This is a genomic window from Chryseobacterium sp. LJ668, assembly GCF_019613955.1.
Taxonomy (GTDB): Bacteria; Bacteroidota; Bacteroidia; order Flavobacteriales; family Weeksellaceae; genus Chryseobacterium.
Genome location: NZ_CP080443.1, coordinates 2,851,059 through 2,877,895, shown reverse-complemented (window position 1 = coordinate 2,877,895; position 26,837 = coordinate 2,851,059). Strand labels below are relative to the sequence as shown.

Below are 26,837 nucleotides of genomic sequence, written 5' to 3'. Positions count from 1 at the left end.
TTGAATGATTTAAAGATTAGAATAACAATATCTATAGTTCACCTTTTGATTTATCAAGAGCAACTTTGGTCTGAATTAAATTAATTGCAGATTCATAAAGCTGAGACTGAGAATTATATAATTGCGATTCACTGTTTTGCAAATCGAAACTGCTTCCCAGACCTTCTTTGAATTTTATCTGTTCTTTGCGATAAATATTTGAAGACAATTTGATCAGGTCCTGTGCTGTTTTATAGCTTTCAAAGGCATTATTGTATTCTACAGATCTTTCGTAATAATCTCTTTTAATACTTTTTTCTGTATCTTCTCTATCCAGCTGGGCTTTTTGCACGTCAAGCTTGGCTTGCTGCGTTTGCCAATGTCTCTGCAATCCGCTGAAAATAGGGACATCTAATTGCAACCCTAAAATAGATGAACCAAACCATTTTGTTTGTGTATTGAAAATATTAAACTGGTTACTTCCTGTATTAATACCATAATTTGCAAAACCTGATAATGACGGTAAAGATTTTGATTTTTGATATCTCAATTGCAATTCTGAAACCTTAAGGGCGTTGTTTCTCAATCTTATATCTATATGATTACTTAGATCTAAATTTGCACTTTGATCTACCAAAACCTGATTCTTTTCAATCATTTGATCAATTGTTGTGGCAAGTTCAATATCTTGATCCAAAGGATAACCCATTAGATATTTTAGTGTCATCAAAAGCTTTGTTCTCGTTCTCTTCAGGTTATCTCTATTGGTCTGCAGATTTTTATAGCTGTATTCCAGCTGCTCTACGTTTTGTTCTTCCGTCAAACCAACTTTATATGTCTCTTTAGTATCATGCAGCGTTTTTTCGGCGACTTTTATGTTTTCTTCTAAAGTGTTAATGTTTTCATCAGTGACGATGACGGCTGCATATGCCATCATAATTCCTTCTTTTACACTTATTTCAGTTTTTTCTCTTGTAAGAGCTGCAGTTTCCTTATACGCTTTTGCAGACTTTAAACCTACCAAATATGAACCATTAAAAAGAATTTGTGTTAGTGTTAATCCAGCATTTGTATTGTGTTTTAATCCCTGCGGAAACTCTTGGATTGAGCCAGCTGGAACATTCGGATCAAATACACTTGCGTCAATCAACATCACAGGTGTCTTCAAATAATAGTTGTATTTTGCTTGTCCATCAATCTGAGGGAGCCCGATTCCCGTAGTTTCTTTCACCTTCTGGGAAGCTTTTAGCTGATCTATTTTCGCCTTTTTTACATTGACATTGTTTGCAATAGCATAGTCTAAACTCTGTTCTACCGTAAAGCTTTGCTGAGCCTGTAAAAAACCGGAAATCATAAATGCTGCAACTACCCCAAATCTTAGTTTTTTTGCAGTTATACGTTTTCTATCCATAATTTGTTACTTCGTTTATTTTTTAATAGTTTGATTCTTATGTATCATTCTTAAAGAACGATTCATTTTAGTAATTACTTTAACAAGTCTTAATTATTTCTTAAAAAGCATGTTTAGTATAATATCTTTTCTTTCTGAAATGATCTGATCAAATTCTTTATCTGTGATCATTAAATTTTCTAAAAATAACGGACGAACCGCACTTGGAAATACTAAAAGCGAAACCATATTGAGAAGAAACTGCACCGGAGCCATTAGTTCAATATTTCCTAACTGCATCTCTCGCTCAATATCTTTGTATAATTTTTTCAGCTCTTCCTCTTCCACATCTTTTTTGTGGCAGCTCCCTTTGTTGATCTGTGAAACGATGTAGGTTTCCAGATAAGGGTATTGGAGACTTGTCGATAAGCTTCCGTCGATAAAATTGGCTATTTTTTCTTTGAAAGGCAGATCAGAATTCATAATGATTTCAGATTTTTCTTTTTCTACGCGATGAGCATCATCAAAAATAATTTGAATCAGATTGTCTCTTGATCTGAAATAATAGTTGATTAAAGTACGGTTGACACCCGCTTCGTCTGCAATCTCCTGTGTAGTTGCATTAAATTTCCCCTGTACAAAGAATAAATTTTTCGCAGTTTCTTTTATTAATTCCTGTGTTTGATCTTTTTTTTCTTGTTTTGACATTTTTGTTAAACAATTTTGTGCAAATATATATCAAACATTTGTTTTGACAAAATTGTTAAACAAAATAATTAAGTAGTTTTCTGTGATTATTATCATAAAAAAAGTCTGAACAAATGTTCAGACTTCAATATTATTTTTAAGAGCAGACTTTATACAAGTTTGATTTTATCATCTAAAATATCAACGATTTTATCCTTATATAAACCACCAAGAGCTTTTTTAAAATTCTTTTTGCTCATCTGGAGTTCACTTTTTATCTCTTCGGGAGAAGATTTGTCTGACAGATGCAGCAAACCAAAATTTTCTTCTAATTTGTTTAGAATTTTCTGCTTAAATTCATCGATATTTTCAAAACCTTCCGGCTGAAGCGAGACATCTATTTTACCATCTTCCCGGATGGCTTTGATGTAACCTTCCTCTTCAGATAGAGGATATAATTTTTTATAAACATCAGAAGCATAGATCAATCCGATATATTTTTTGTTTACGACAACGTTCCATCCAAGTTCACTTTCGTTCATCATGATAAGCTCTACTTTATCTCCTCTCTGGAAAGGTACATTATCATACTGGGGATTTCTTTTGAATTTTGTCGTTCCGGTAATCAGGTCCAGATCTTCGTCTACATAAAGATTAACCAGATATCTTTTCCCTTCAAGGATTTTAGATTTTTGCTGTTTGTACGGAATAAAAAGATCTTTGATGATCCCCCAATCCATAAACGCGCCGGTCGGAAGACTCTGCACACAGCTCATCACCGCAAATTCACCCACTTCAGCCAACGGCGTTTCTGTTGTTGCTTTCAGTTTATGGTCGTCCTGATATACAAAAACTTCTATTTCATCGCCAATTTCTTTTTCTTCACGAATGAAAACTTTTGACATAAAAGCGGTCTCGCCAGTTTCGGATTCCAGCATCCATCCTGAATTGTTTTTTTCTGAAATTTTTAAAGTCTGAGTTTTCCCGAGTTGCATTGATGATAAATTTAGTTGGCAAAGGTACGGAAATTAGTTTGAGAGTTTCAGCGTTAATGAAATTTGGCTTTTATTTAGTCCAAAAAAAACTGCCATCAATGATGACAGTCTTCTATTTTAAATGATGAAATTATTATTGATTCTACATATGAATCGGTCTTTTTCCCGTAGCATCCAATGCAGCTTCTTTGATAGCTTCAGCGTACGTTGGGTGAGCATGAGAACTTCTTGCAATATCTTCTGCGCTTGCACGGAACTCCATTGCTATTACTCCTTCTGCAATAAGATCAGCAGCTCTAGCACCCACGATATGCATCCCTAAAACTTCATCTGTTTTTTCGTCTGCTAAGATTTTTACCAAACCATCTACATCACCGCTTGCACGGCTTCTTCCCAAAGCTCTCATCGGGAAAGACCCGACTTTGTAAGCTAGCCCTTCTTCTTTCAGTTGCTCTTCAGTTTTACCAACTCCGGCAACTTCAGGCCAAGTGTAAACAACTCCAGGGATCAAGTTATAATTAACGTGAGGTTTTTGTCCGGCCAATGTTTCAGCTACAAAAACACCTTCTTCTTCAGCTTTGTGAGCCAGCATTGCCCCTTTGATGACGTCTCCGATTGCATAGATGTTTGCAACGTTAGTCTGCAGGTGATCGTTAGTTTTCACTCTTCCTCTTTCATCAAGCTCAACACCCGCTTTTTCTAATCCAAGACCATCTGTGAAAGGCTTTCTACCTACAGAAACCAGACAATAATCTCCTTCAACGGTTACTTCTTCTCCTTTTTTATCTTTTGCTGTAATTTTTACAGTATCACCATTTCTTTCAACGGCTGAAACTGCTGTGGAAAGCATGAATTTCATACCCTGCTTTTTAAGAACTTTAGTCAATTCCTTGCTTAAAGCTCCATCCATCGTAGGAATGATCTTATCCATAAACTCAACCACAGTTACTTGAGCTCCTAATCTTAGGTAAACAGAACCTAACTCTAGACCAATAACCCCACCACCGATAACTACTAAATGCTTTGGAATTTCCTTAAGATTTAAAGCTTCCGTAGAAGTAATCACTCTTTCTTTATCTAAAGTGATGAATGGTAAAGATGTTGGCTTAGAACCTGTTGCAATGATTGTATATTTAGAATCGATCGTTTCTGTAGAACCGTCAGCTTTTGTTACTTTAACCTGAGTAGCAGATTCGAAGCTTCCAAGACCTTCAAAAACAGTAATTTTGTTTTTGTTCATCAGATAGCTGATTCCGTCTGTATTTTGCTTAATAACTTCGTTTTTACGCTCAATCATTCTTGCAATATCTGCCTGAGGCTCATTAATAATGATTCCGTGGCCTGCAAAATTGTGTTTTGCGTTTTCGAAGTGTTCAGAACTGTCAAGAAGTGCTTTTGAGGGTATGCATCCAACGTTAAGACATGTTCCGCCTAAAGTTGAATATTTTTCAATAATTGCTGTTTTGAAACCTAATTGTGCAGCACGAATTGCAGCTACATAACCTCCAGGACCAGAACCTATTACGGTAACATCGAATTGACTCATTTTATTTTGATAATTTATTATTAGCTATTCTTTATGATTACAAATTTACTGATTAATTGCTATGCAGCAAAGTGAGATTTGTCAAGTTTAAGGTAAACATTATATGTCTACAATAATCTTTCCTTCTCCAAATGTTCCTTCACTTTCAAAATAAGAACCTCCGTAAAGATACCATTCTAAGTTTTCTAAATGTTGTACGGCATTTTCGGGGATGATTGATGAGAGATCTTTTTTAGCTACTATTCCTCTAAACCATTTTTCTGACTGTGGTAACTTAGAATTGACAAGATAAATAATCCATATTCTTTGGCAAAGTCTGCACTGCAAAACACTCACCTCTGCATCTCTCTCATTAGTTTTATCTGTTCCTATTTTTGAAGTTCTGTAATCCGAGGAGCTTTGGCCGGGCTTTTCGCAGCCACATCCTAATTTAGGGATTTTTTTCATTGGTGAATTTGATTTTGGAAAGGTCAAATGTAAGGAAATCTAAAGAAAATTTCTCAAAACTATCGCTTTGAAAAACAATCTTCAGCAAATTTTCTTATTCTTTTCTCATACTTTGCATCACAATCATTACAATTATGCATCATCGTTGTAATAAGATTTTCCCTTATTGTTTTTTGGTCATTATAATTTTCAAAATCATACAATCCACTATACGAAATTGAATTATACCAATCAAAATATTTTTTCCCGGATTTATCAAAATCCATATAATCAAAAAACTCTTTAGGAAATTTTTCAGCATACTTTCTTGCAGGAACTCCGCTGTATTCTGCTAAAGCTCCGTCCTGAATGAGAATCGTGTTATTTAAAATCCAACGATTAAATGGTCGTAGACTATCGTTTTTTGCTGTGACAAGGTTTAGTAATCTTGCAGTTTCGGGTTCGTCTTTCGGTCTGTAAGATCCTAAATAAAATTTTAATGCAGTAGAATCAAGTTTTTTATTTGTCACATAAAATCTTACAGGCTTATTCCATACTGAATCAAGATCAATAGAATGAGTTAATTCAAGATCATCTTGCCAATTTGTAGAATTATACTTTATTGTATCTTTTTGGGGTAAGATATTTGTTTCTTTCTCTTTACAAGATAACATGATCATCAATAAAAAAAATAAGATAATTCTTACCATATATTTTAGAAAAACAAATTATTGATTCATCAGAGCCAGTAAAATTTTTTCGTATTTTTCTAAAATAATTTCTTTCGAAAATCTTGATTTGATGGAATTGATGATCCATTCTTTATCATAATTTTGCTGCAAAATAGATCGTATTTTCTGTGCAAAATCTTCGTGATTATCAATATTTCCAATTTCTCCGTTGATTTCATTCTGAATGATTTCATTGATTCCGCCCGGACAATTGTTCGCTAAAGAATAGGTACCGCAAGCCCCGGCTTCAAGCAAAACATTTGGGAAACCTTCATACCTAGAAGAAAGAATAAACAAATCTGCGTACTTCAAAAACTCATACGGATTTTCTTGTCTTCCATGGAATACAACATTTTTCAAACCTAAAAAATCTTTCATCTGATGAAGAATTTCACGATCTTTCCCATCACCTAAAATATGTAAAATAATTTTCTCGTTTTTTAATCTGGAGAACACTTTCAGTAGATTGTCGAAGCCTTTTCTGGCAGATAAATTTCCTATGGCTATAACATGTTTATAATTATATTTAAAGCTTTCGGGCTTATGAGAAAACAAAAGTTTTTCATTGATATAATCAAAATCAACAGGATTATTAATTTTAATGATTTTTGAACGGCTTATTTTAAAATTATTAACGAGATCATTCAGCATATCGTCGCTTTGTGCAATAATCTGCTGGTAATTATTGTAAAAATTGTAGAAAAATTTAATCTCTTTTTTACTCACATGCTGGGAAACTACATTCGTTTCACGCGCTATGAATTTTACTTTCGGGAAAAGTTTAATAAATAATGCCAGATAAGCATTTACTTCGCCAAATCCTGAAAATACAATATCAGGTTTTCTGCGATAAATTTCTTTTAAAATAGGTTTTAACGAATGTCTTATTCTTTCGGTTTCGATATCAATGATCTCAACATCTTTTTTTAAAATATCAAGATAGCCTCCCTGTTTGCGCAAAAGCAAAATCTTTGACTCAAACCGATCACGTGAAAGATGATTTGCAATGGTTGTAACGATTCTTTCTGCACCTCCGGTCTCTAAATCCGGCAGAATAAACATGACAGAAATTTTCTTTTTCATAATAGAAAACCCTATTCTTGAATTTGGACAAGGTTATTTTTAATTCGCAACGTCGCTGATAAACTTAATTCTCAGCATTCTCACTTCTTCATCTGAGAGTTCATCTCCAAACTCATCCAGCAAAACTTTCATGCTGTCGCTTTCAGATTCGGTCATGAATTCCATAAAATCATCTACCGTATCTTCATCAAAATTTTCTTCAATATAGTAATCGATATTTAATTTTGTACCCTGATAAACAATACGTTCCATTTCTTTCAGCAAATCGTTCATCGATAGGTTTTTGGCTCTTGCGATATCTTCAAGATCAATCTTTTTGTCGGTGCTTTGGATGATGAAAACTTTATGGCTCGATTTATTTGCCACATTTTTCAACACCATATCTTGCGTACGCTCAATACTGTTGTCTTCAACATATTTAGAAATAAAATCTGCGAATTCTTTACCGTATTTTTTCGCTTTCCCTTCACCTACACCATATATTTTTGCAATTTCTTCAACGGTAATGGGATATTGCACGGTCATGTCTTCCAGACTCGGATCCATAAAAACAGTATAAGGCGGAATTCCGTATTTTTTTGCAACTTTCTTCCTAAGATCTTTCAGCTGACCAAATAAATTCTGATCAAGACTTCCACTCGCCTGCATCTGTACCTGATCGCTGTCTGCCTTAGTTTGTGACAGATCAAATTCCCGGTCTTCAGCAATTAAGAAAGAATCCTTAAACTTTCCGTCAATGACCAAATGACCTTTTGGCGAAATTTTTAAAACGCCATACGTTTCTATATCTTTTAATAAAAAATTCTGAACGGTTGCCTGTCTGAGAATTGTTTTCCAATAGTTGTCTGTCTCAGCTTTCCCGAAACCGAAAAATGAGCTTTGTTCCATTTTATAGGATTTTGTCACTGCATTTTCTTTTCCTGCAATCACCGAAATAAGATCTTTTGACTTGAATTTTTCCTGGGTATCTTTTATTAATTCTAAAACTTTTTTTAAATCTTTTGTTGCATCTTTAAGCTTAGGCGGATTGGATGCGTTATCGCACATATTGGCTCCATTCCCTGTAACAGGATCGAAGATTTCGCCGAAATAGTACAAAATATATTGCCTTCTGCTCATTGAAGTTTCTGCATAACCTACTACCTCGTTTAAAAGTTGTAACCCGATTTCTCTTTCCGAAACCGGCTTCTGAGCTAGGAATTTTTCTAATTTTTCGATATCTTTAGGATCATAAAAAGCAAGGCAGTGCCCCTCTCCCCCGTCACGGCCTGCACGGCCTGTTTCCTGATAATAACTTTCTAGTGATTTCGGAAAATCATAATGAATTACAAAGCGGACATCCGGTTTATCAATCCCCATCCCAAATGCAATAGTAGCAACAATGACATCGGCTTCTTCCATCAGAAACTTATCCTGATTGGTCACTCTTACTTTTTGATCCAAACCTGCATGATAAGGAAGAGCATTGATACCGTTTACCTGAAGAAGCTGCGAAAACTCTTCCACCTTTCTTCGGCTCAGACAGTACACAATTCCTGATTTTCCTTTGTGCTTGTTGATAAATTTTACAATTTCTTTATCAACATTTACTTTGGGGCAAACCTCATAATATAAATTGGGACGGTTGAAACTTTCTTTAAAAACAAGCGCATCCGTCATACCCAAAGTTTTCTGAATATCATCCTGAACCTTTGGAGTTGCAGTAGCTGTAAGAGCGATAACAGGAACATCAGCAATTTTATCGATTATTGATTTTAAATTTCTGTATTCCGGCCTGAAATCGTGTCCCCATTCTGAGATACAGTGAGCTTCATCAATGGCGACAAATGAAATTTTCACATCTCTGAAAAATTCAAGATAATCTTCCTTAATTAAAGATTCCGGGGCTACATACAGTAGCTTTGTTTTTCCGCTTTTTATATCATCAAAAACTTGTTTGGTCTGGGTTTTATTGAGAGAAGAATTAAGAACATGGGCTACACCATTTTCAGATGACAATCCGTTGACGGCATCTACCTGATTTTTCATTAAAGCTATTAATGGTGAAACTACAATGGCAGTACCTTCAGAAATAAGTGCGGGAAGCTGATAACACAAAGATTTACCTCCTCCTGTAGGCATCAGTACAAAAATGTCTTTCCCCTCCAATAGTTTTTCTATGATAAGTTCCTGCTGACCTTTAAAAGTAGAAAACCCGAAGTATTTCTTTAATTCGCCTGATAAATTGGCTTTTTTTGCGCTCATCTAATTTTGTATTGCTAAATTTGCATCTTACCCAAAGTTATAACATTTTTACTGAAAATAAAAGGAAAGAGATTTATAAAAAATAGAATCAGCTTTTAAGATTTTCAAAAATCATCGTTTTTCTTTGGAATATTACAGAAAGAAATCAAACCGGAAAAATGGACGCATCAAACATTATTTCAATTGCAAAGAGCACATTAGCCATAGAAATTACCGAATTAGAAAAACTTAAAGACAGGATCGACGAAGACTTTGTAAAAGCGGTAGAAATTATTCATTCTGCGCAAGGAAAATTAATTGTGGTAGGAATCGGAAAATCTGCTCACGTAGGAAATAAGATTGTAGCCACTTTAAATTCTACAGGCACTCCGTCACAATTTCTGCATGCATCGGAAGCTATTCATGGGGATTTGGGCGTTATTCAAAAGCAAGATGTGGTTCTATGCATTTCAAATTCAGGGAATTCACCTGAAATTATCAATCTTGTTGCTTACCTGAAAGACTATTCATCAGCATTGATAGGAATGACAGGAAATAAAAAAAGCAAATTAGCTGAATATTCTGATGTTATTTTGGATACTCATGTTGATTTGGAGGCATGCCCGAATAAATTGGCCCCAACAAGTTCGACTACTCTACAAATGGCTTTAGGAGATGCTTTGGCAATTTGCCTGATGGAACTGAATGACTTTAAAGAAAACGATTTCGCAAAATTTCATCCCGGCGGAAGTTTAGGCAAAAATCTGACGTCAAGAGTAGAGCAGTTTGTTTCATCACAAAAGCCGCAGGTTACGCAGGAATCTTCAATCAGAGATGTGATTATATCTATCAGCGCCTCAAGTCATGGGATCACTGTAGTAACGAATGATGAGCAAATTCTCGGCGTGATTACAGACGGTGATTTAAGAAGAATGTTGCTGAATGGTGAAGATATTTCTAAAGTTTTGGCTAAAGATATTATGTCGGCAAATCCAAAAACAATTGAGAAAGATTCTCTGGCAAAATCAGCAATGAAAGTTTTGAAAGACAATAATATCGGACAGCTTATTGTAACAGAAAAGGGAAAATATTTTGGAATTATTGATATTCATAAGTTATTAGACGAAGGAATTAATTAAGAAAAGGCGAGATTGAGGCTGAGAACAAAATTAATTAAATAATATATTTTTATAATGTTAATTTTAAGATTGAATTATAACTTCCCGCTTCCATCATTTAACTCCCCGCTTTTTTTCATACATTTGAAACATTAAAAAATATTCTGTGAGTGAAGGTAAAGAAATGTCCTTTTTCGGGCATATAGGAGAATTAAGAGGTCATCTTATCCGTTCAATTATTGCTATTATTATCGCTGCATTTGTAGTGGGGTTCAATATTAACTGGATTATGGATCATATCTTTTTCGGACCTACCAGAAACGATTTTCCCACCTTTAAAATTGTTAATCATTTTTCGAGAATGATTTTGGGCGAAGACAGTATTGAGCTGCCCAATGAATTTCCGGTGCGTGTGCAGAGATTGTATCAGCAGTTTAATGTAATGATGGCGGTTTCTATATTTGGAGGTTTGGTAATTGGGTTCCCATATATTGTTTGGGAATTGTGGCGATTTATCGGACCGGCTTTGCATCCTAATGAAAGAAAAAATTCAATCTTCATCATCAATTCCGTATGGATTCTTTTTCTGATGGGCGTTTTGTGCGGTTATTTTCTGATATTGCCTTTCGCCGTTAATTTCGGGGTTATTTTCAAAATTTCCGACATTATTATACCATTGTATGATCTAAGTGATTACACCACTCTTTTCCTGCAGGTTGTTTTGGGTATGGGTGTTGTGTTTCTTTTCCCGGTATTAATTTACTTTTTAACATCAATAGGAATCCTGAATCCTGCTTTCATGAAAAAATACCGTAGACATGCAGTGGTTTTAATCATGGTTGTAGCTGCAATTATTACTCCTGCAGATGTTTTGAGTATGATGATGGCAGCTTTACCGTTGTTATTTCTTTACGAATTTAGTATTTTGATGTGCGCTTATACTTATAAAAAAGTGCAAAAAAGAGAAGCTAAACTTCCTGCTGTGAGATAAAATTTTGGAGATTGTATATTTAGACATTTCTTGTTCAATATAAAATAATTTGTGAAGTTTCACAAATTATTTTTTAACATTTATTTTCAATAATTACTGAAAGTTCAAAAATATTTATCTACATTTGTTTAAAACTAATCACTTCAAAAATGATTAAAATCTATCAACTATTAAACTATTTCATTGCAGTAGTCTGGCTCATTAATGGTCTGATTTGCAAAGCTCTGAACTTTGTTCCCCGTCACGAGGAAATCGTTTCTAGAATTCTAAGTGAGGGTCATTCAAGAATCTTAACCATACTTATTGGATGTTCCGAAATACTCATGGCTTTTTGGGTTTTATCCGGAATTAAAACAAAACTCAATGCAGTCACACAAATTATCATTATTGCAGTGATGAATATTCTTGAGTTTATTCTAGTTCCTGATTTATTGCTTTGGGGACATTACAATTCATTATTTGCTTTTTGGTTTATTCTATTGATTTATTTTAATGAATTTCAATTAAAACCTAAAACAATAAAAGTATGATGCTCAACTATTTAAAAAACCATCCGTTTGCCGTAGAAGCTTTTTTTGAAAGTTCGCTTGTATTTACATTTGCTGTTCCGAAGGAAGAGCTCCAAAATCTTATTCCGGAATGTTTAGAATTGGAAATTTTTCAGGAAAAATGGGCTTTCATCGCTGTAGCACTGGTGCAGACAAAAGATCTGCGGCCGAAGGGCTTTCCGAAATTCATGGGGAATGATTTTTTCCTTATTGGTTATCGTTTATTTGTAAAGTACACCAACAATAACGGCAAAAGACTTCGCGGTTTATACATTCTTAAATCTGAAACTGATAAAAAGAAAATGGAACTGATGGGAAATATTTTCACCCATTACAATTATACAACAACCGATATTACTCAAACTGACAATGAATTCTTTAAGGAGATTTATTCGGTTCAGTCAAAATTTAAAGTCATTATCAACAAAACGGAGAATAATATTTCCCTACCGAAAAATTCGCCGTTTACTGACTGGAAAGAAGCTAGGCGATTTGCAGGTCCACTGCCTTTCACTTTTACGTATAATCACAACACCAAAAAAGTTCTCATCATTGAAGGCGTAAGACAGAACTGGACTCCACAACCTCTGGAAGTTATTGACTATCAATTTAATTTTTTAAAAAATTTAAAACTGAAAAATCCGATTTTAGCCAATGCTTTTATCATTAAAAATGTTCCATATTATTGGAAAAAAGGAAAAATAGAATTATGGAAATAAATAGAAGAAAATTTCAAGGTGTATTGAATATATTAAGCTTTAACCGACATTTTTATTTTTTCGGAATCGGTATTTTAGTTTTAATTATCATCAGTTACCAACTCTTTAGCTGGTCCGGCATTTTGTTTTGGATTCTTATTATTTCATTTTTGTATGGACTGATTGTGCCTTTGATTGTCTCCGCATATGTTTATGATTTTTCAGGATATTATAATTTTAATTGGCTGAAAAAATGTGCAATCAACGATTCACAGATCAAACAGATAATCAATATCAATGCAGGCTTTGACGAGACAAGTTTTATTATTAAAAATAATTTTCCAAATTCAGATCTGAAGGTTTTTGATTTTTATGATGCAGAACGACACACCGAACCCGCAATTATCAGAGCCAGAAAAGTAAGTACTGTTTATCCGGATACGCAACAAATGCAATCAAATTCAATAGCAATGAATAATCATTCTGTTGATCTTATATTTCTGCTTTCGGCTGTACATGAGATCAGATCTCACAAAGAAAAAATTGAATTTTTGAAAGAGTGTCATCGGGTTTGTAAGTACGACGGAAAAATAATCATGGTCGAACATTTAAGGGATTTACCAAATTTTCTAGCCTTTTCAGTCGGTTTTACACACTTTTTTTCTCGGGCAGTCTGGAGGAATGCTTTTAAAAGTGCAGGTTTTACATCTTTTGAAGAAATAAAATTCACTCCCTTTATGTCTATTTTCATTTGTAAACCTTAAAAATTATAAAATGCAGACTCATTTAGTTATCATCGGAATTCTGTTCATAGTATTGGCATTGATCCATTTTATTTTTCCGAAATATTTTGAATGGGAAAAAGAATTTAAATCTTTAAGTCTGATCAACCGCCAGATCATGAAAGTCCATACTATTTTTATCGGTTTAACTGTATTTTTGATGGGTTTGCTTTGTTTTACTTCTTCACATGAATTGATTGAAACCAGTCTAGGAATGAAAATTACGCTCGGATTAGCAATTTTCTGGACAATCCGGCTGATTATACAGTTTTTCGGATATTCATCAAAATTATGGAAAGGAAAAATTTTCGAAACCATTATACACGTTATCTTCTCATTACTTTGGGTTTACATAAGTTTTGTGTTTTGGATCATATATTTTAATCACTGATATTTAGTATAGATTTTATTTTATATTTTTGAATACATCAAATTCCACATCGTATGAATAAACTCTCCTACTCATTTTTACTGGCTTCCGGATTTGCTTTCGGTCAGTTTTTTGAACAAAACAAAGCCTTCACAAAACAAGACACTTTAAAAGGTTCAGATACAGAATACCGTAATTTTTGGGATGTTAAAAAATATGATCTTTCTGTAGAACCCGATTTTAAATCAAAAAGTATCAAAGGAAATAACACAATTGTTTTTACAATCACCAAAGACATTACAAATCCTGTCTTTCAGATAGATCTTCAGCGACCGATGAAGGCGGATAAGGTAGAGTGCAGTTTTCCCGTAAAAGGTGATTTTAAAAGAGACGGAGATTTCATATTCATCACAGCCAATAAAAATTTCAAAAAAGGAGAAAAATATACAATTGACGTAGCATATTCCGGTAATCCCTTGATTGCTAAGAATGCACCTTGGGATGGCGGTTGGGTTTTTACGAAGGATGAAAAAGGAAATCCCTGGATGAGTGTTGCTGATGAAGGGATTGGTGCATCAATATGGCTACCCGTAAAAGATATCTGGAGTGATGAGCCTGAAAACGGAATCGTGATGAAAATTATAACACCATCAGATTTAGTCGGAATCGGAAATGGAAGGCTAACTGATAAAAAAACAGTAAACGGCAAAAACATTTTTACCTGGGAAGTTAAAAATACAATCAACGCCTACTCTATAATTCCGAATATCGGTAAGTATGTCAACTTTAAAGATTCTTACAATGGAGAAAATGGAAAGCTCGATCTTGATTACTGGGTGATTGAATACAATTTAGATAAAGCTAAAAAACAGTTTCAGCAGGTAAAACCAATGTTGAAGGCCTTTGAATACTGGTTTGGTCCTTATCCTTTTTACGAAGATTCTTATAAACTGGTAGACTCACCTTATCTGGGAATGGAGCATCAGAGCAATATTGCTTATGGCAATCAATATGTCAACGGTTATTTGGGAACCGATCTTTCGGGAACCGGAGTTGGCCTAAACTGGGATTATATCATCGTCCATGAGAGCGGCCACGAATGGTTTGCCAATAATATTACGGTAAAAGATCAGGCTGATATGTGGGTGCATGAAGGTTTTACCATGTATTCTGAGGTGCTTTTTACCGAAAACTATATGGACAAAAAATCTGCAGAAACCTATGCTCAGGGAATTCAAAATTCCATTAACAACGATGTGCCAATCATCGGAAAATACGGTGTTAGAAACGAAGGAAGCGGTGATATGTACCCGAAAGGTGCAAGCATGCTTCACACCATCCGACAAATTATTAATAATGATGAGAAATTCAGACAAATTTTAAGAGGCTTAAATAAAGATTTTTATCATCAAACGGTGACGACAGAGCAGATTGAAAAGTATATTTCAGAGAAATCAGGAATTGATTTTTCGAGTATTTTCAATCAATATTTAAGAACTACCAAAGTTCCGGTTCTAGAATATTCGCAGAACGGAACCGAACTGAAATATCGTTTCACAGATGTTATCAAAAACATTAATCTTCCTATAAGATTTAGTGACCAGATGATTTCTCCTACGGAATCATGGCAGAAAATAACTTTGAAAAACGCAAATCCTGTGAAGTTTAATAAAAATTATTATTTGAGATATAAAAAGATTAATTAATATAGTAAATGAGTTTATCGTTTTTTTATTTAGCAGGATGGATTAATAACTATTCTGGCGGTTTTGATTCAATAAATGGAAATTTTAAGACAATGAGTTTCTTAAATTTTGATTGGAAAATTGATGACCAAAAACTGCGCAATTTCGAAGTGCTCTTAAAGTATTCAGCCAAAATTTTAAAAGAATCTAGACTTGAAAATGATTTAACAATTAATTATTTTGAAGGGAAAAAAGGTGCCTCTTTACAATCTGTCAACCTTATAAAAGCATTTATAGATTTTTTCGAAAAGAGAGGTAATCCTATTATAAACAATCATTTTTCTTTTCCCACTTCAATTTTCAGTCCTATTAATTTAAATGATAGAAACTCATTATTATATATGGAGCGTATATATTTCCTGCTTGGAGTATTACATAGCAACTCAGAGGAAAATATTTTTTATTTTCATAATGATTACCCAAAATTTCTTTTAACTCATTATATATTAAAATCATTAGGTGATGAGGATGATAAAATTGTCATGGAATCGTATTTTAAAACTCCATATACAGATAAAATAATTATTGAAAAAAAAACTCCACTTTTTAGATATATTAAAAAGATGGAGGAAAAAATTTAAAATCTGTAACAAAATCAATTTTCTGTCAACTACTTATCTATAAAATAAATTCTAATGAAAAAAATAGCGATAAGCTTAGGAATTCTTTCGGCCGCTTTCATCAATGCGCAGTCGATCAAAACAAATATTGATCTTGTGAATGTGAAAGACGACAAAATTGCCGTTACCATGGAATTTCCGAAAATGAAATCAGGAGATGTGAAATTTCACTTTCCAAAAACAGTTCCCGGAACGTATTCTGTGGATGATTACGGACGATTTATAGAAGGAATTAAATTTTTAGATAATAAAGGAAAAGAAATAGCCTTTACAAAAGTGGGTGACAATACCTATTCTCTTAAAAATGCTCAAGCTTTAACTAAAATCACTTACCTGGTAAATGACAGCTTCGATGAAGAAAATCAGACAGACAAGCATAAAGCTGTATTTTCCCCATCCGGAACCGATATTGAGCAAGGTAAATTGTATCTAATCAATACCCACGGTTTTGTAGGATATATTGATAATATGCAGGATGTCCCGTATCAGTTGACCATTCAGAAACCTACCGATTTTTATGGAACTACAGCTTTGGTTGACCAGGATAAATCTGAGGCTACAGATACATTCACTTTGGCAAATTATGCTAAACTGACAGATTCTCCGCTAATGTATTCTAAACCTGATTTTATTACCTTCAATGCAGGCGGAATGGATTTGGTTTTGGGAGTATATTCTCCAACAGGAAAGTATAAAGCAGCAGATTTTAAAGAAAATTTAGAAAAAATGGTGGTTGCTCAAAAGAAATTTTTGGGCGATATGAATACCAATAAGAAATATGCGATCATGCTTTATCTTGCAGGAACAGAAGGTCCGCAGATCAAAGGTTTCGGAGCATTGGAACATCACGAATCTACAAGTGTTGTGCTTCACGAGATGATGCCTAAAGAAGCCATCGATGAGGCTATTGTAGATGTTGTTTCCCATGAGTTTTTCCATACAGTGAATCCGTTGAAAACACATTCTGAGGAAATTCATTATTTCGATTACGCAGACCCGAAAATGTCTCAGCACCTTTGGATGTATGAAGGCGGAACAGAGTATTTTGCCAATTTATTCCAAATTCAGGAAGGCCTGATTACAAAAGATCAGTTTCTTCAGAGAATGAGTGATAAGATCAAAAACTCAAAAAGCTATAATGACACAATGCCATTTACAGTGATGAGTAAAAATATTCTTCAGGATCAGTATAAAGATCAGTACAGGAATGTTTATGAAAAAGGAACTCTTCTGACCATGTGTCTTGATATTGAGCTGAGAAAACTTTCTAATGGCGAAATGGGTTATCGTGATATGATTAGAAAACTGTCGCAGAGATTTGGTGAAAACAAACCGTTCAAAGATGACAAACTGATTGATGAGCTGGTAACAATTACAGGATTTCCTCAGGTAAAAGATTTTTATAACAGATATATTGCTGGAAGCCAACCAACTCCTTACGCAGAATACCTGAGTCAGGCAGGTGTAGAGATCAGCAAGCAGGAAACTCCGCCGATTTTCTGGTTTGTAAAAGATCCTAATCAAACCGGTTACAATGAGAAAAACAATACTTTTATTTTTGACGAAAGCTCTGCTTTATCTCCGTTTGCAAAAAGTATCGGTTTCAAAATTACAGATGAGATTGTAGCATTAGACGGTAAAACAATTGACGTACAAAAAATACAGGATTTTATCAGCTATTCTAAAACGATCAAAGACGGACAGAATGTGACGGTAACTGTTTTGAGAAAGAATGGTGACAAAAACGATAAAATAGAATTGAAAGGTAAAGCTGTTTTAGATAAGATGACCATAGAGACATTGAAGTTTAAAGCCAATCCGACCCCAACTGAGCAGAAACTTCAAAATCAGTGGCTGACCGGTAAAAAATAAATAGCAAAAACAAAAGCGAGGATTATTCCTCGCTTTTGTTTTTTTAATAGTTTAAAATTTAGTTAAACAAATCCGGTTCGATAGAATTGTTATTCTTTTTCAGGGCCTCTTTAGTTCTTTTTTCCATCTCTCTGAAAACCTGATTAGGATCTGAAAGTTCTTTTCCGTCCGGAGTTTTCATTTTAAAGACCATTTTTGTATTAGAATCTCCGCCGTTTTTCATCATCATTTCCCGCATATTTTTGCTGGGATCATTTGCGTATGCTTTCCATGCTTTTTTAAACTGATCTTTTGTAACTTCAATTTCTTTCCCTCCCATTCCTATGATCTGAATATTTTCAGGAAGCTGGGTTTCTTTGCCTACATTGGAAGCCTGAACTGTTTTGTTACCGATCAATGTCATAGAATGTGATCCTGAAGCATCTTCAATCTTTACAATTAATCCCGGTAAACCGTAAAATTTGTAAGGCCCGTCCTGGAAAGGAATTTCTGTACTGAACCAGGCTGTCCATTGTCTTCCTCCAAAATTGGTCACCGCTTTTTGAGCATTATATTCGCCGATCTTTTGCTTATCCGGTAGAATTTTCCATTCCGGTTTTTTGTCTTCGTTTATTTTGTACTGATCTGTAGAGATGCTTCTGAAAAGATAGGTTTTGAAGTCGGGATATTGTTTTGTTACCTTAAATGAAACTTGTCCTGGTCTATCTCTTCTGTTAACGCTAATGTTTCCGGGACTCGATTTCAATTGTTTTTCCAGATCTGCTTTTGAAGTAGAATCTGCGACAAATTTATCTCGGCTGTAATATTGAGATCCGTTTTTGTCGATATCCAGAAGCATCATTTCTTTTTTTACATCTGCTTTATCGGTAGAATCCGGAATGTATTTGTATTCGTAGAAAAAACGGTTGGTCTGTGCAAAAATTCCCATTCCTGCTGATAAAAATAAAGCGATACATAATTTTTTCATACTATTTGCTTTTATTGATTTCTATTTTGTTGTTATCTTTTTTTATTTTCTCTTTTAAAAGTATTTCCTGATCTTTCATGTGATTGTTTTGTCCATCTGTAATGATCATTGTTATACCACCTATCTGCATCTGTTTAAGACCTTTTGTCGGATCGTTTTCGTAATCTTTCATCAATTTACTATATTGTTTTAAACTGACCGGAATTTCTTGCGAATCAAAAACATCATCCTGAATCGAATTGATATTTTTTACCGCCTGAAGTGTGAAAAGATGAGACCGTGTTTGATCTTCTATCTTCACAATCAGTCCCGGAAGACCATGAAATTTGTAGGGTCCGTCCTGAATGGGAACTTCTGTAGTAAACCACGCATACCAATGTCTTCCTGCGAAATCTGCTTCTGCTTTTTGTGTTGTCCATTCGCCAATTTTCTTTTTTTCGGAAGTTATTTTCCAGTTGATGGGTCTTTCTTCAGAAACTTTATATTTATCCGCTAAAATTCTGTCATGCAAAAACACTTCATATTTTGGATAGTTTTTTGTCACAGAATATTTCACCAAACCTTTCCGCATGTCAGACCTTATATTGATTGAGCCTGTTGCAGCCAGCTGTTTATCCAGATCAGCTTTCATTATAGAATCTGAATTGTAGACGGTATAACTGTAGAATTTTGATCCGGCAGGTGAAACATCAAGATTCATGACTTCAGTCTTGATATTGGAAATGTTTGTAGAATCGGGTACGAATCGGTATTCATAAATGAAACGTTTGTTTTGAGCATTCGCAAAGAAACCCAAAAACATAAAAAATAATACCGTTTTTTTCATAGGCTTAAAAATAAGCTTTGCCAAAAATTTTGACAAAGCTGATCATTATTATTTTGTTTCTATTTTGATCTCGCCTGAAGAAACACCATTATTTTTCGTCTTGTTGACATTGACATTTTTAATCGAATTCGGATTCAGGGCATCCATCTCTTTTTTTGTCACTTCTTTTCCGTCGATGTAGATTTTAAGATGATCAGAATCTGTATCAATTGTTTTAAAGTCTCTTCCGAGAATAATTGGATCTTTGCTATTGCTTCGGATATAATTGGTATTGATCTTCAGTCTTTTATCAGTAGGAATACTCCCATAAGTATTGTTGTAGATATAAACCCGTCTGTTATTTCCTTCTAAAGCTCTTCTTTCAGCCTCAATCTTAGCTCTTTCACCTTCAAGTTTGGCTCTTTTTTCATTTAGCTTTGCTCTTTTTCTATCTAATCCGGCTTTCTTCTTTGCAATTTCCGGAGAATCTTTCATTCTTTCAGAAGGTCTGTAAATAGATCCTAATTCCGGAGACCATTGCATGTCTGCGTTATCATTATATCTGTATATCTTTACTTTTGGAGCCTTCGGAGCATTGGGGGCATGTGGCGGCAGCGGTGCTTCCGGGAAATCAAAATCAAGCTCAGATAAATCCGGCATTTCGATTTCCATTTTTTTAAGCTCTTTTATATTATTTTTCCAATCTTCAGACTTGAAAAATTCATTGATTTTCATGTCATTGCCATCCATTCTGAAGGCCATTGCTGAATTTAAGAATTCATCTGAACTGGAAATCCTGCCAATTTCTTCAGACAGCTTACCTATTTCCTCAACATTTTTTTCAAATTCTTTGCTTTCCGGTTTCAGGTTTTTCAGCGATTTGCTTTTCTCTTCAATCTTTTTGCTAAGGTCTGCAATTTTTTTATTTTCATTTGATTTTCTGAAAATTCTTTCTACCCGCTCTGTTTTTTCCGGTCGTATCGTATCTTTTTTAATCTCAGAAACTGCTTTCTCAATCTCAATATTGGTTTCTGTGATTTCTTTATTTTTAGCATTCACCATGTAAGCAAAAGCAATGGTAAATAAAACGGGTAATGCAAGAATTCTACGCGCATATCCGAATTTGGTTTGTGGTTTTTGTAACATTTTGAGTCTTTTTTTAAGGTTTGAACTTAGGAACGGACTGGTCGCAGGCAACTGGTTTCCGGAAAAGTGGCTTGCTAAAAGCATTTGCGCAAATGCTTTTGTGTCCGATTGTTTGACGGCTTTTTTATCAGCCAGATATTCGTGAATTAAACTGATTTCTTTTTTGATAATATGGAAAAAAGGATTGAACCAGAAAACAGAGGTAATGATTTCTATAAAAATCTTATCATACGAGTGCTTCTGCTCAATGTGCACCATTTCGTGCTTTAAAATCTGCTTACCGATGTCAGAATTGATCACTATCGTATTCTTCCAAAACAGATTTTTAAAATATGAAAACGGAGCTTCTGAAAGGTTGGTCTGATAAAAATTGACTCCTTCGAACGTTTCTTTTTGAAATTGGTTTTTAAACTGAGAAATCTTTAGTATTCCATACAATAGTTTTCCTAAAAAATAGAGAGACACCAATCCCAAAGCTGAAAAAATAATTCTAAAATAAATGTAATCATGGTCTGTAGTTTTATCTGAGTTTAAATTCTGTATTTTATTGATCAATACAAAAACATCATTATTTACTTCAATGGTAAAATCGTCAACGCTGATCAACGGTAATAAAATAGATACCAATATTGCCGACAATAAGTAAAATCTGTTATAATGATGAAATGTCTTGTCTTTTAAAGACAACTGATAGTACAAAAACATTACACCTGAGCAGATGACTACTTTTCCGAAATATAAAATCAGTGCTTCCATGTTAATCTTTGTTTTTAAGTTCGTTTAAAAGCATTTCAAGATCTTCAACAGTCATTTCATTTTTTTCCACTAAGAAAGAAACGGCACTCTTATAAGATCCTTTAAAATAATTTTTCACCAGGCTGTTCATCGTTTTCCCCGAAAATTGTTCTTTAGAAACTAAAGGAAAATATTCGTGCTGTCTACCGTATATATTATAGTCAACAAAATCTTTCTCTTTCAAAACCTTTAAAATCGTTGAAACGGTGTTTGTGTGAGGCTTTGGTTCTGGAAAAAGATCAAGAACATCTTTCAGGAAACCTTTATTTAGCTTCCATAAATACTGCATTACCTGCTCTTCTGCTTTTGTTAGGTTCTGAATTTTCATAAGCTGCTTTTTGTTGGTGTAATATGTAATAATTAACTATCACTAATAATTTAGTTATACAAATGTAGAAATTTTATTCATTCATAAAACTATTTTTTTAGTGATAGCAAATATTTATTTATAAATGATTGATTATCAAATATATAAATTTTATTAAAATATATCAAATTTATATTAAAGATTGTTTTATGGGTAATTATATTACACCATTTGATCGGAGATTACTGAAAATTCATAAAACTTGTTAAAATTTATTAAATAAAATTAAAATCTACTTGCTTAAACTCAGAAAATATATTTATTTTAGTGCTTTAAAAATTTCTCATGAAAAGATATAATCTATTACCTGTATTATTATTGTTTGTTTTTAGTGTAACATCGGCTCAGATGTCGTCTGTTTTTGGATCGGTTACCGAAGCAAAATCAAAAATCGAAGGTACCGTTCCTGTTGTTGTGGAACATTTGAAAAAGATCAGTGAAAAGCAAGGTGATGCAACTGTTTTAAATAATGGAAAAGCGGCTTTGAAAAATGAATACGATAAAGTTTCTCAGGAATTTGAGCTTTATAAAGGCAATATGGCAAGCTGTATTTTAGGAAGATCTAAAAAAGCAACAAAATGTATGAACTACCATACACAGTACTTTAGAAATACACTCGGTATCTACGAAAACTACATTACCTATGTTACCAAAAAGAACGGATATTTAGGAGTTGCAGACGACAGTATAAAGCTTGATTTCAAACCAACAGAAATTGCCACAAAAATTGATAAAGATTTCTCAGGTGCTGTAGGTGCAGTGAAGAAGATGAAAGGAAACAACAAATCGACTTATTTTGAGCAGTTAAAATCTGATGATTTTAAGCTTCAGAATTTTGATATGCTTGTAAATTAATTATACTTCAGTATATAAAAAATCCCGTTTTTTGAAACGGGATTTTTATTTTGTATTTACTTTAGCTTACTAAGTATTCTAATATTATAGGTTGATCATTCTCTTCATTCCAAATTAGCTTCCAGTCTTCCCTTACATTCATATCAATCCTATTGTCTTTCATATCAGCAATGTATCTTACTTTAAAATTGATAGCAAACAGGTTTTTAGGATTTTCTTTTATTTCAATGTCTGAAATATGATGCGTTGTTTTGTCTAGAAGATTATTTTTAGATTCTGTGAACCAATTAATGAATCCTTCATGCCCTATAAACACGTCATTTCCTGGGAATTTCATCTTTACATCGTCTGATAAATATTGCAGAAAGAAGCTGTTTTCATCCAGATCATCAAAATGCTTAAACCATCTTCTCATAAATGCTTCAATCTTTTCCACATCTTCTTGCCGTAAATTTTCCATAATTTTTTATTTGTGTATTGTTTAATTATCTAAAAATTATTAAGCTTTTCATAACTGTTTTCATAGTTTAAAAGCATAATTAAATTTAATTATCCAATTTTATTAATAATTTTCCGATAATCTTTCCTATTTAGTATTTTTTTAATAAAAAATGGGTTTCTTTAACATTTATAAATTATGGCGAAAATATATTCTAGGGCATTTTAGTAAAAATATAAGCACAAAAAAAGGAGAACTACTTTCGTAATTCTCCTATTGGTAGCGGGGACACGACTCGAACGTGCGACCTCCGGGTTATGAGCCCGACGAGCTACCTACTGCTCTACCCCGCGGTATATTTTTTAGAGTGCAACCGAGGCACTAAAACTTAGTAGCGGGAACCGGACTCGAACCGATGACCTCCGGGTTATGAGCCCGACGAGCTACCTACTGCTCTATCCCGCGGTGTATCTTTAGAGTGCTTACCGAAAGCACTTAAACTTAGTAGCGGGAACCGGACTCGAACCGATGACCTCCGGGTTATGAGCCCGACGAGCTACCTACTGCTCTATCCCGCGATATTGGATTGCAAATATACGAATACTTTTTGAAAATGCAAGTTTTTCTTTTAAATACGGTACTTCAACAAAATAATTTAAATATTTGTATCTTTGTTTTATGGCAAAAATACTAAGAATTTATCCCGATAATCCTCAGGAAAACCTTATCAACGAGGTGATTAAATCCCTGAATAATGGCGGACTCATTATCTACCCGTCTGATACCGTTTATGCATTGGGCTGCAATATTTTTGATCTTAAAGCCATGGAAAAACTCGCTCAGATAAAAAAACAGAAACTGGAAAAAGCGAAATTTTCAATTATATGCAATGATCTTAGCCATCTTTCAGATTTTACCAGGCCCATCGACACTTCTGTATTCAGATTTTTAAAAAACCATTTACCTGGTCCATTTACTTTCATTTTAGAAGCCAATAAAGGTTTGCCTCTGGCTTATAAAAATCACAAAACAATAGGAATACGCGTTCCGGATCATCCGATTCCGCAACTGATTGTTGAAAAATTGGGACATCCTATTGCATCAACCTCTATTAAAGATGATGACGAGATTATAGAATACTCCACAGATCCCGAATTAATCGCTGAAAAATATGATCACTTGGTTGATATTGTAATCGATTCAGGCTACGGTGATAATGTAGCATCAACGATTGTAGATTTGACGTCTGGTGAACCGGAAATAATAAGACAAGGCAAAGGTGAAATCTAGAACTGCTTGTAAACTATGAGTCTGAACGGAAAATACTCGGTAGGCATTATTTTTACTTTTGTACTTCTTGCCTCTGCAATGTTGTATTCAATTCCTGTAATTAATTTATTTTTTAATTTTAAAACTTTTACTGCTGAACTTTTTTTCTATGACAGATTGGTTCTCTGGCTTGTTTTATTACTTATATTAATTTATAATTTTTTTCTTGAAAACAGATCATTCTTTGCTTGGGAAGATAAGAAATATCCCACTAAATTCTATTTGGCATCTATTATTGGGCTTTATCTGATCTGTAGCTTTGGCGGAGCTTTTTTAAATGCCGCCATTATGATTGTGACACAGGAAAAAATAAGCGATAAGATGTTACAGCTCAATTCAATTTTTAAAAGCAATTATTTTCTGATTATTTTCACATGTCTTACCGCCGGTATCATTGAAGAACTACTGATGAGAGCCTACATCCAGCCCAGAATCGAAAAAATATACAATAGTCCAGCCGCAGGAATTGTTGGTTCGGCGCTGCTATTCGGAATTCTTCACAGCACATATGGAACAATTGGTCAAGTTGTAGTTCCTTTTTTTATTGGAATCGTATTTGCAATTTTTTACAAGAAATATTCTAACATCAAAATCCTGATTATCTGCCATTTTTTGATTGATTTTATATCTTTAATCCTTCTGAATCTGGTTGATATTAAACAATTATCAGCTTTTTAAATCATGAAAATAATCACATCACCTGCCAAATTGATGAATATAGAAAACTCAACAGATTTCTTGAGAAGTACAACCCCTAAATTCATTAATGGTGCAGCATTTATACATTCTTTTTTAAAAAATAAATCTCCCAAATATCTTTCGGAACTGATGGATATTTCGACAAAGCTGGCAGATGAAAACTGGGAAAGAAATCAAAAGTGGAACTCAAAACCAAAAGCAAAAGAATCTGCTCCCGCCCTTTTTGCCTTTACGGGAGAAGTGTACAGAGGTCTGGATGCACAATCCTTAGATAAAAAAGCGGTTGATTATTTACAGAAAAATTACAGAATACTTTCCGGATTGTATGGCCTGCTGAAACCTTCCGACAAAATCATGCTCTACCGATTGGAAATGGGAAGACCTTTTCAGTTTGATGACTATAAAAATTTATATGGATTCTGGAGTGAAAAAATCACCGGCCAGCTGAATGACGAAATGAAAAAGAATGAAATCCTTTTGAATCTTGGCAGCAATGAGTACTTCAAAGTAATTGATCGTAAAAAGCTCAATCACAAAGTAATCGATTTTGAATTTTACGAAATAAGAGAAGGAAAACTGAAAACCATCGTTGTTTATACAAAACATGCAAGAGGTTTGGTAGTAAGATTTTGTGCAGAAACTCAAGCTAAGACTTTAAATGATGTGAAAGCTTTTAATTATGATGGCTACAGAATTGATGAGGAAAAATCGACTGATACAAAACTTGTTTTCACGAGATAAATGAAAATTGCAGAATTCAAAATTCAATTTAAAGATGAACTTTCAGAATTATATACAGATTCTGAAAGCGATTTTATTTATTCAATATTTATCGAGAAAATTTCAGGATTTAATAAGGTTCAGCAAAGGATATTTTCAGGGAATGAATTATCCGTCGAGCAAGAAAATCAGATTCAGAATATTATTTCAGAACTAAAAGCAGGAAAACCTTATCAACATATTTTGGGCGAAACGGAGTTTTATGGAATGATTTTTTACGTGAATAAAAATGTGCTGATTCCTCGTCCGGAAACGGAAGAATTACTGGAAATAGCAATTCAGAACATTCAAAATTTATTCTCTGAAAGTAAAAATTTAAAAATCTTAGATATCGGAACCGGAAGCGGAATTATTCCTTTGGTTTTAAAAAAATATTTTCCAAATTCTAAAGTATCGTCCATTGATTTTTCGGAAAAAGCTTTAGAAGTTGCCAAAAAAAATGCAGCATTTCATCAGTTTGACATCGATTTTATTCATACAGACTATTTGAATTATAATTTGAATGAAATGTATGATGTCATCATTTCAAATCCGCCCTACATCGGGATTGAAGAAGAACGGGAAATTGATGATTCTGTGAAAGGATTTGAGCCGAAAATGGCACTGTTTTCACCAACGTCAGACGCTTTGATCTTTTATAGAAAGATTGCCGAAGATGCTAAAAAATATTTAGATAAAAATGGGTTATTTTTTTTGGAAATCAATCAGAAATTAGGTCAGCAAACTTTAGAATTATATCAAAATAGTTTTTTAAAAGCTGAATTAATTAAAGATTTAAGCGGAAATGACCGTTTTATTTTTGGAATAAAATAATTGCTTATTTATCCATTTTATCATGATTAAGCCATTTA

At 33.7% G+C, this 26,837-nt stretch carries 27 protein-coding genes and 3 tRNA genes; 14 read left to right on the top strand and 16 right to left on the bottom strand.

Features of this window, described 5'->3' with window-relative positions; all coding sequences use genetic code 11:
• Window positions 1–31 precede the first annotated feature (31 nt).
• The 8 genes from K0U91_RS13410 to recQ form a co-directional block, all read right to left on the bottom strand.
• Complete coding sequence (locus K0U91_RS13410; RefSeq protein ID WP_220179112.1) at window positions 32–1,390, bottom strand: TolC family protein; 1,359 nt, start codon at window positions 1,388–1,390, stop codon at window positions 32–34.
• A gap of 93 nt (window positions 1,391–1,483) precedes the next feature.
• Complete coding sequence (locus K0U91_RS13405) at window positions 1,484–2,077, bottom strand: TetR/AcrR family transcriptional regulator (protein WP_219969246.1); 594 nt, start codon at window positions 2,075–2,077, stop codon at window positions 1,484–1,486.
• 149 nt (window positions 2,078–2,226) lie between these two features.
• Window positions 2,227–3,051, bottom strand: coding sequence for a CvfB family protein (locus K0U91_RS13400; RefSeq protein WP_220179111.1), 825 nt, complete (start codon window positions 3,049–3,051; stop codon window positions 2,227–2,229).
• Window positions 3,052–3,193: 142 nt separating this feature from the next.
• Complete coding sequence (lpdA, locus tag K0U91_RS13395) at window positions 3,194–4,597, bottom strand: dihydrolipoyl dehydrogenase (RefSeq protein ID WP_219969248.1); 1,404 nt, start codon at window positions 4,595–4,597, stop codon at window positions 3,194–3,196.
• Window positions 4,598–4,696: 99 nt separating this feature from the next.
• Window positions 4,697–5,044, bottom strand: coding sequence for a hypothetical protein (locus tag K0U91_RS13390; protein WP_220179110.1), 348 nt, complete (start codon window positions 5,042–5,044; stop codon window positions 4,697–4,699).
• 59 nt (window positions 5,045–5,103) lie between these two features.
• Window positions 5,104–5,733 (bottom strand): hypothetical protein, encoded by a 630-nt coding sequence (locus K0U91_RS13385; RefSeq protein ID WP_220179109.1) that lies wholly within the window; start codon window positions 5,731–5,733, stop codon window positions 5,104–5,106.
• Window positions 5,734–5,751: 18 nt separating this feature from the next.
• Window positions 5,752–6,837, bottom strand: a complete 1,086-nt coding sequence (locus K0U91_RS13380) for a glycosyltransferase (protein ID WP_220179108.1) — start codon at window positions 6,835–6,837, stop codon at window positions 5,752–5,754.
• A gap of 39 nt (window positions 6,838–6,876) precedes the next feature.
• Window positions 6,877–9,081 (bottom strand): DNA helicase RecQ, encoded by a 2,205-nt coding sequence (recQ, locus tag K0U91_RS13375; protein ID WP_219969252.1) that lies wholly within the window; start codon window positions 9,079–9,081, stop codon window positions 6,877–6,879.
• A 158-nt stretch (window positions 9,082–9,239) separates the two neighbouring features.
• Here recQ and K0U91_RS13370 point away from each other — a divergent pair, with 158 nt between their 5' ends.
• From K0U91_RS13370 to K0U91_RS13330, 9 genes are all read left to right on the top strand, one after another.
• Window positions 9,240–10,199 (top strand): KpsF/GutQ family sugar-phosphate isomerase, encoded by a 960-nt coding sequence (locus K0U91_RS13370; RefSeq protein ID WP_220179107.1) that lies wholly within the window; start codon window positions 9,240–9,242, stop codon window positions 10,197–10,199.
• A 145-nt stretch (window positions 10,200–10,344) separates the two neighbouring features.
• Entirely contained in the window at window positions 10,345–11,169 is an 825-nt protein-coding gene (tatC, locus tag K0U91_RS13365) for a twin-arginine translocase subunit TatC (protein WP_219969254.1), read from the top strand.
• Window positions 11,170–11,318: 149 nt separating this feature from the next.
• The gene (locus K0U91_RS13360) at window positions 11,319–11,699 is read left to right on the top strand and encodes a DoxX-like family protein (RefSeq protein ID WP_220179106.1); all 381 of its coding nucleotides are present in this window, start codon (window positions 11,319–11,321) and stop codon (window positions 11,697–11,699) included.
• A complete protein-coding gene (locus K0U91_RS13355; protein ID WP_220179533.1) occupies window positions 11,699–12,436 on the top strand; it encodes a DUF2071 domain-containing protein in 738 nt (245 codons plus the stop codon). Before K0U91_RS13360 ends, K0U91_RS13355 begins: the two co-directional genes overlap by 1 nt.
• Entirely contained in the window at window positions 12,427–13,179 is a 753-nt protein-coding gene (locus K0U91_RS13350) for a class I SAM-dependent methyltransferase (RefSeq protein WP_220179105.1), read from the top strand. Before K0U91_RS13355 ends, K0U91_RS13350 begins: the two co-directional genes overlap by 10 nt.
• A gap of 10 nt (window positions 13,180–13,189) precedes the next feature.
• Entirely contained in the window at window positions 13,190–13,588 is a 399-nt protein-coding gene (locus K0U91_RS13345) for a hypothetical protein (protein WP_220179104.1), read from the top strand.
• A gap of 53 nt (window positions 13,589–13,641) precedes the next feature.
• Complete coding sequence (locus tag K0U91_RS13340; protein WP_220179103.1) at window positions 13,642–15,273, top strand: M1 family metallopeptidase; 1,632 nt, start codon at window positions 13,642–13,644, stop codon at window positions 15,271–15,273.
• Window positions 15,274–15,281: 8 nt separating this feature from the next.
• A complete protein-coding gene (locus K0U91_RS13335) occupies window positions 15,282–15,893 on the top strand; it encodes a hypothetical protein (protein WP_219969258.1) in 612 nt (203 codons plus the stop codon).
• A gap of 54 nt (window positions 15,894–15,947) precedes the next feature.
• On the top strand, window positions 15,948–17,804 hold the full coding sequence (locus K0U91_RS13330; RefSeq protein ID WP_219969259.1) for a M61 family metallopeptidase: 1,857 nt from the start codon (window positions 15,948–15,950) through the stop codon (window positions 17,802–17,804).
• Between the two features lie 58 nt (window positions 17,805–17,862).
• Here K0U91_RS13330 and K0U91_RS13325 read toward each other — a convergent pair whose 3' ends face one another.
• From K0U91_RS13325 to K0U91_RS13310, 4 genes are read right to left on the bottom strand one after another with little or no spacing between them, the layout of a single operon-like run.
• The gene (locus tag K0U91_RS13325) at window positions 17,863–18,771 is read right to left on the bottom strand and encodes a GLPGLI family protein (protein WP_219969260.1); all 909 of its coding nucleotides are present in this window, start codon (window positions 18,769–18,771) and stop codon (window positions 17,863–17,865) included.
• A gap of 1 nt (window position 18,772) precedes the next feature.
• On the bottom strand, window positions 18,773–19,597 hold the full coding sequence (locus K0U91_RS13320) for a GLPGLI family protein (RefSeq protein WP_220179102.1): 825 nt from the start codon (window positions 19,595–19,597) through the stop codon (window positions 18,773–18,775).
• A 48-nt stretch (window positions 19,598–19,645) separates the two neighbouring features.
• The gene (locus K0U91_RS13315) at window positions 19,646–21,478 is read right to left on the bottom strand and encodes a M56 family metallopeptidase (protein WP_220179101.1); all 1,833 of its coding nucleotides are present in this window, start codon (window positions 21,476–21,478) and stop codon (window positions 19,646–19,648) included.
• A 1-nt stretch (window position 21,479) separates the two neighbouring features.
• The gene (locus K0U91_RS13310; protein WP_220179100.1) at window positions 21,480–21,845 is read right to left on the bottom strand and encodes a BlaI/MecI/CopY family transcriptional regulator; all 366 of its coding nucleotides are present in this window, start codon (window positions 21,843–21,845) and stop codon (window positions 21,480–21,482) included.
• Between the two features lie 324 nt (window positions 21,846–22,169).
• Here K0U91_RS13310 and K0U91_RS13305 point away from each other — a divergent pair, with 324 nt between their 5' ends.
• Entirely contained in the window at window positions 22,170–22,739 is a 570-nt protein-coding gene (locus K0U91_RS13305) for a hypothetical protein (protein ID WP_219969264.1), read from the top strand.
• 61 nt (window positions 22,740–22,800) lie between these two features.
• Here K0U91_RS13305 and K0U91_RS13300 read toward each other — a convergent pair whose 3' ends face one another.
• The 4 genes from K0U91_RS13300 to K0U91_RS13285 form a co-directional block, all read right to left on the bottom strand.
• The gene (locus K0U91_RS13300; RefSeq protein WP_220179099.1) at window positions 22,801–23,199 is read right to left on the bottom strand and encodes a hypothetical protein; all 399 of its coding nucleotides are present in this window, start codon (window positions 23,197–23,199) and stop codon (window positions 22,801–22,803) included.
• Window positions 23,200–23,455: 256 nt separating this feature from the next.
• A tRNA-Met gene (locus K0U91_RS13295) sits at window positions 23,456–23,531 on the bottom strand.
• Between the two features lie 39 nt (window positions 23,532–23,570).
• Window positions 23,571–23,643: transfer RNA gene (locus K0U91_RS13290), tRNA-Met, on the bottom strand.
• A gap of 40 nt (window positions 23,644–23,683) precedes the next feature.
• Window positions 23,684–23,756 (bottom strand) — tRNA-Met (locus tag K0U91_RS13285).
• A gap of 100 nt (window positions 23,757–23,856) precedes the next feature.
• On the opposite strand from K0U91_RS13285, the gene K0U91_RS13280 reads away from it, so the two are divergent.
• The 4 genes from K0U91_RS13280 to prmC are packed head-to-tail and all read left to right on the top strand — an operon-like array spanning window position 23,857 to window position 26,799.
• The gene (locus K0U91_RS13280) at window positions 23,857–24,468 is read left to right on the top strand and encodes an L-threonylcarbamoyladenylate synthase (RefSeq protein WP_219969266.1); all 612 of its coding nucleotides are present in this window, start codon (window positions 23,857–23,859) and stop codon (window positions 24,466–24,468) included.
• 15 nt (window positions 24,469–24,483) lie between these two features.
• A complete protein-coding gene (locus tag K0U91_RS13275) occupies window positions 24,484–25,185 on the top strand; it encodes a CPBP family intramembrane glutamic endopeptidase (RefSeq protein ID WP_220179098.1) in 702 nt (233 codons plus the stop codon).
• 3 nt (window positions 25,186–25,188) lie between these two features.
• Entirely contained in the window at window positions 25,189–25,947 is a 759-nt protein-coding gene (gene yaaA / locus K0U91_RS13270; RefSeq protein WP_220179097.1) for a peroxide stress protein YaaA, read from the top strand.
• Window positions 25,948–26,799, top strand: coding sequence for a peptide chain release factor N(5)-glutamine methyltransferase (gene prmC / locus K0U91_RS13265; protein WP_220179096.1), 852 nt, complete (start codon window positions 25,948–25,950; stop codon window positions 26,797–26,799).
• Window positions 26,800–26,837 lie beyond the last annotated feature (38 nt).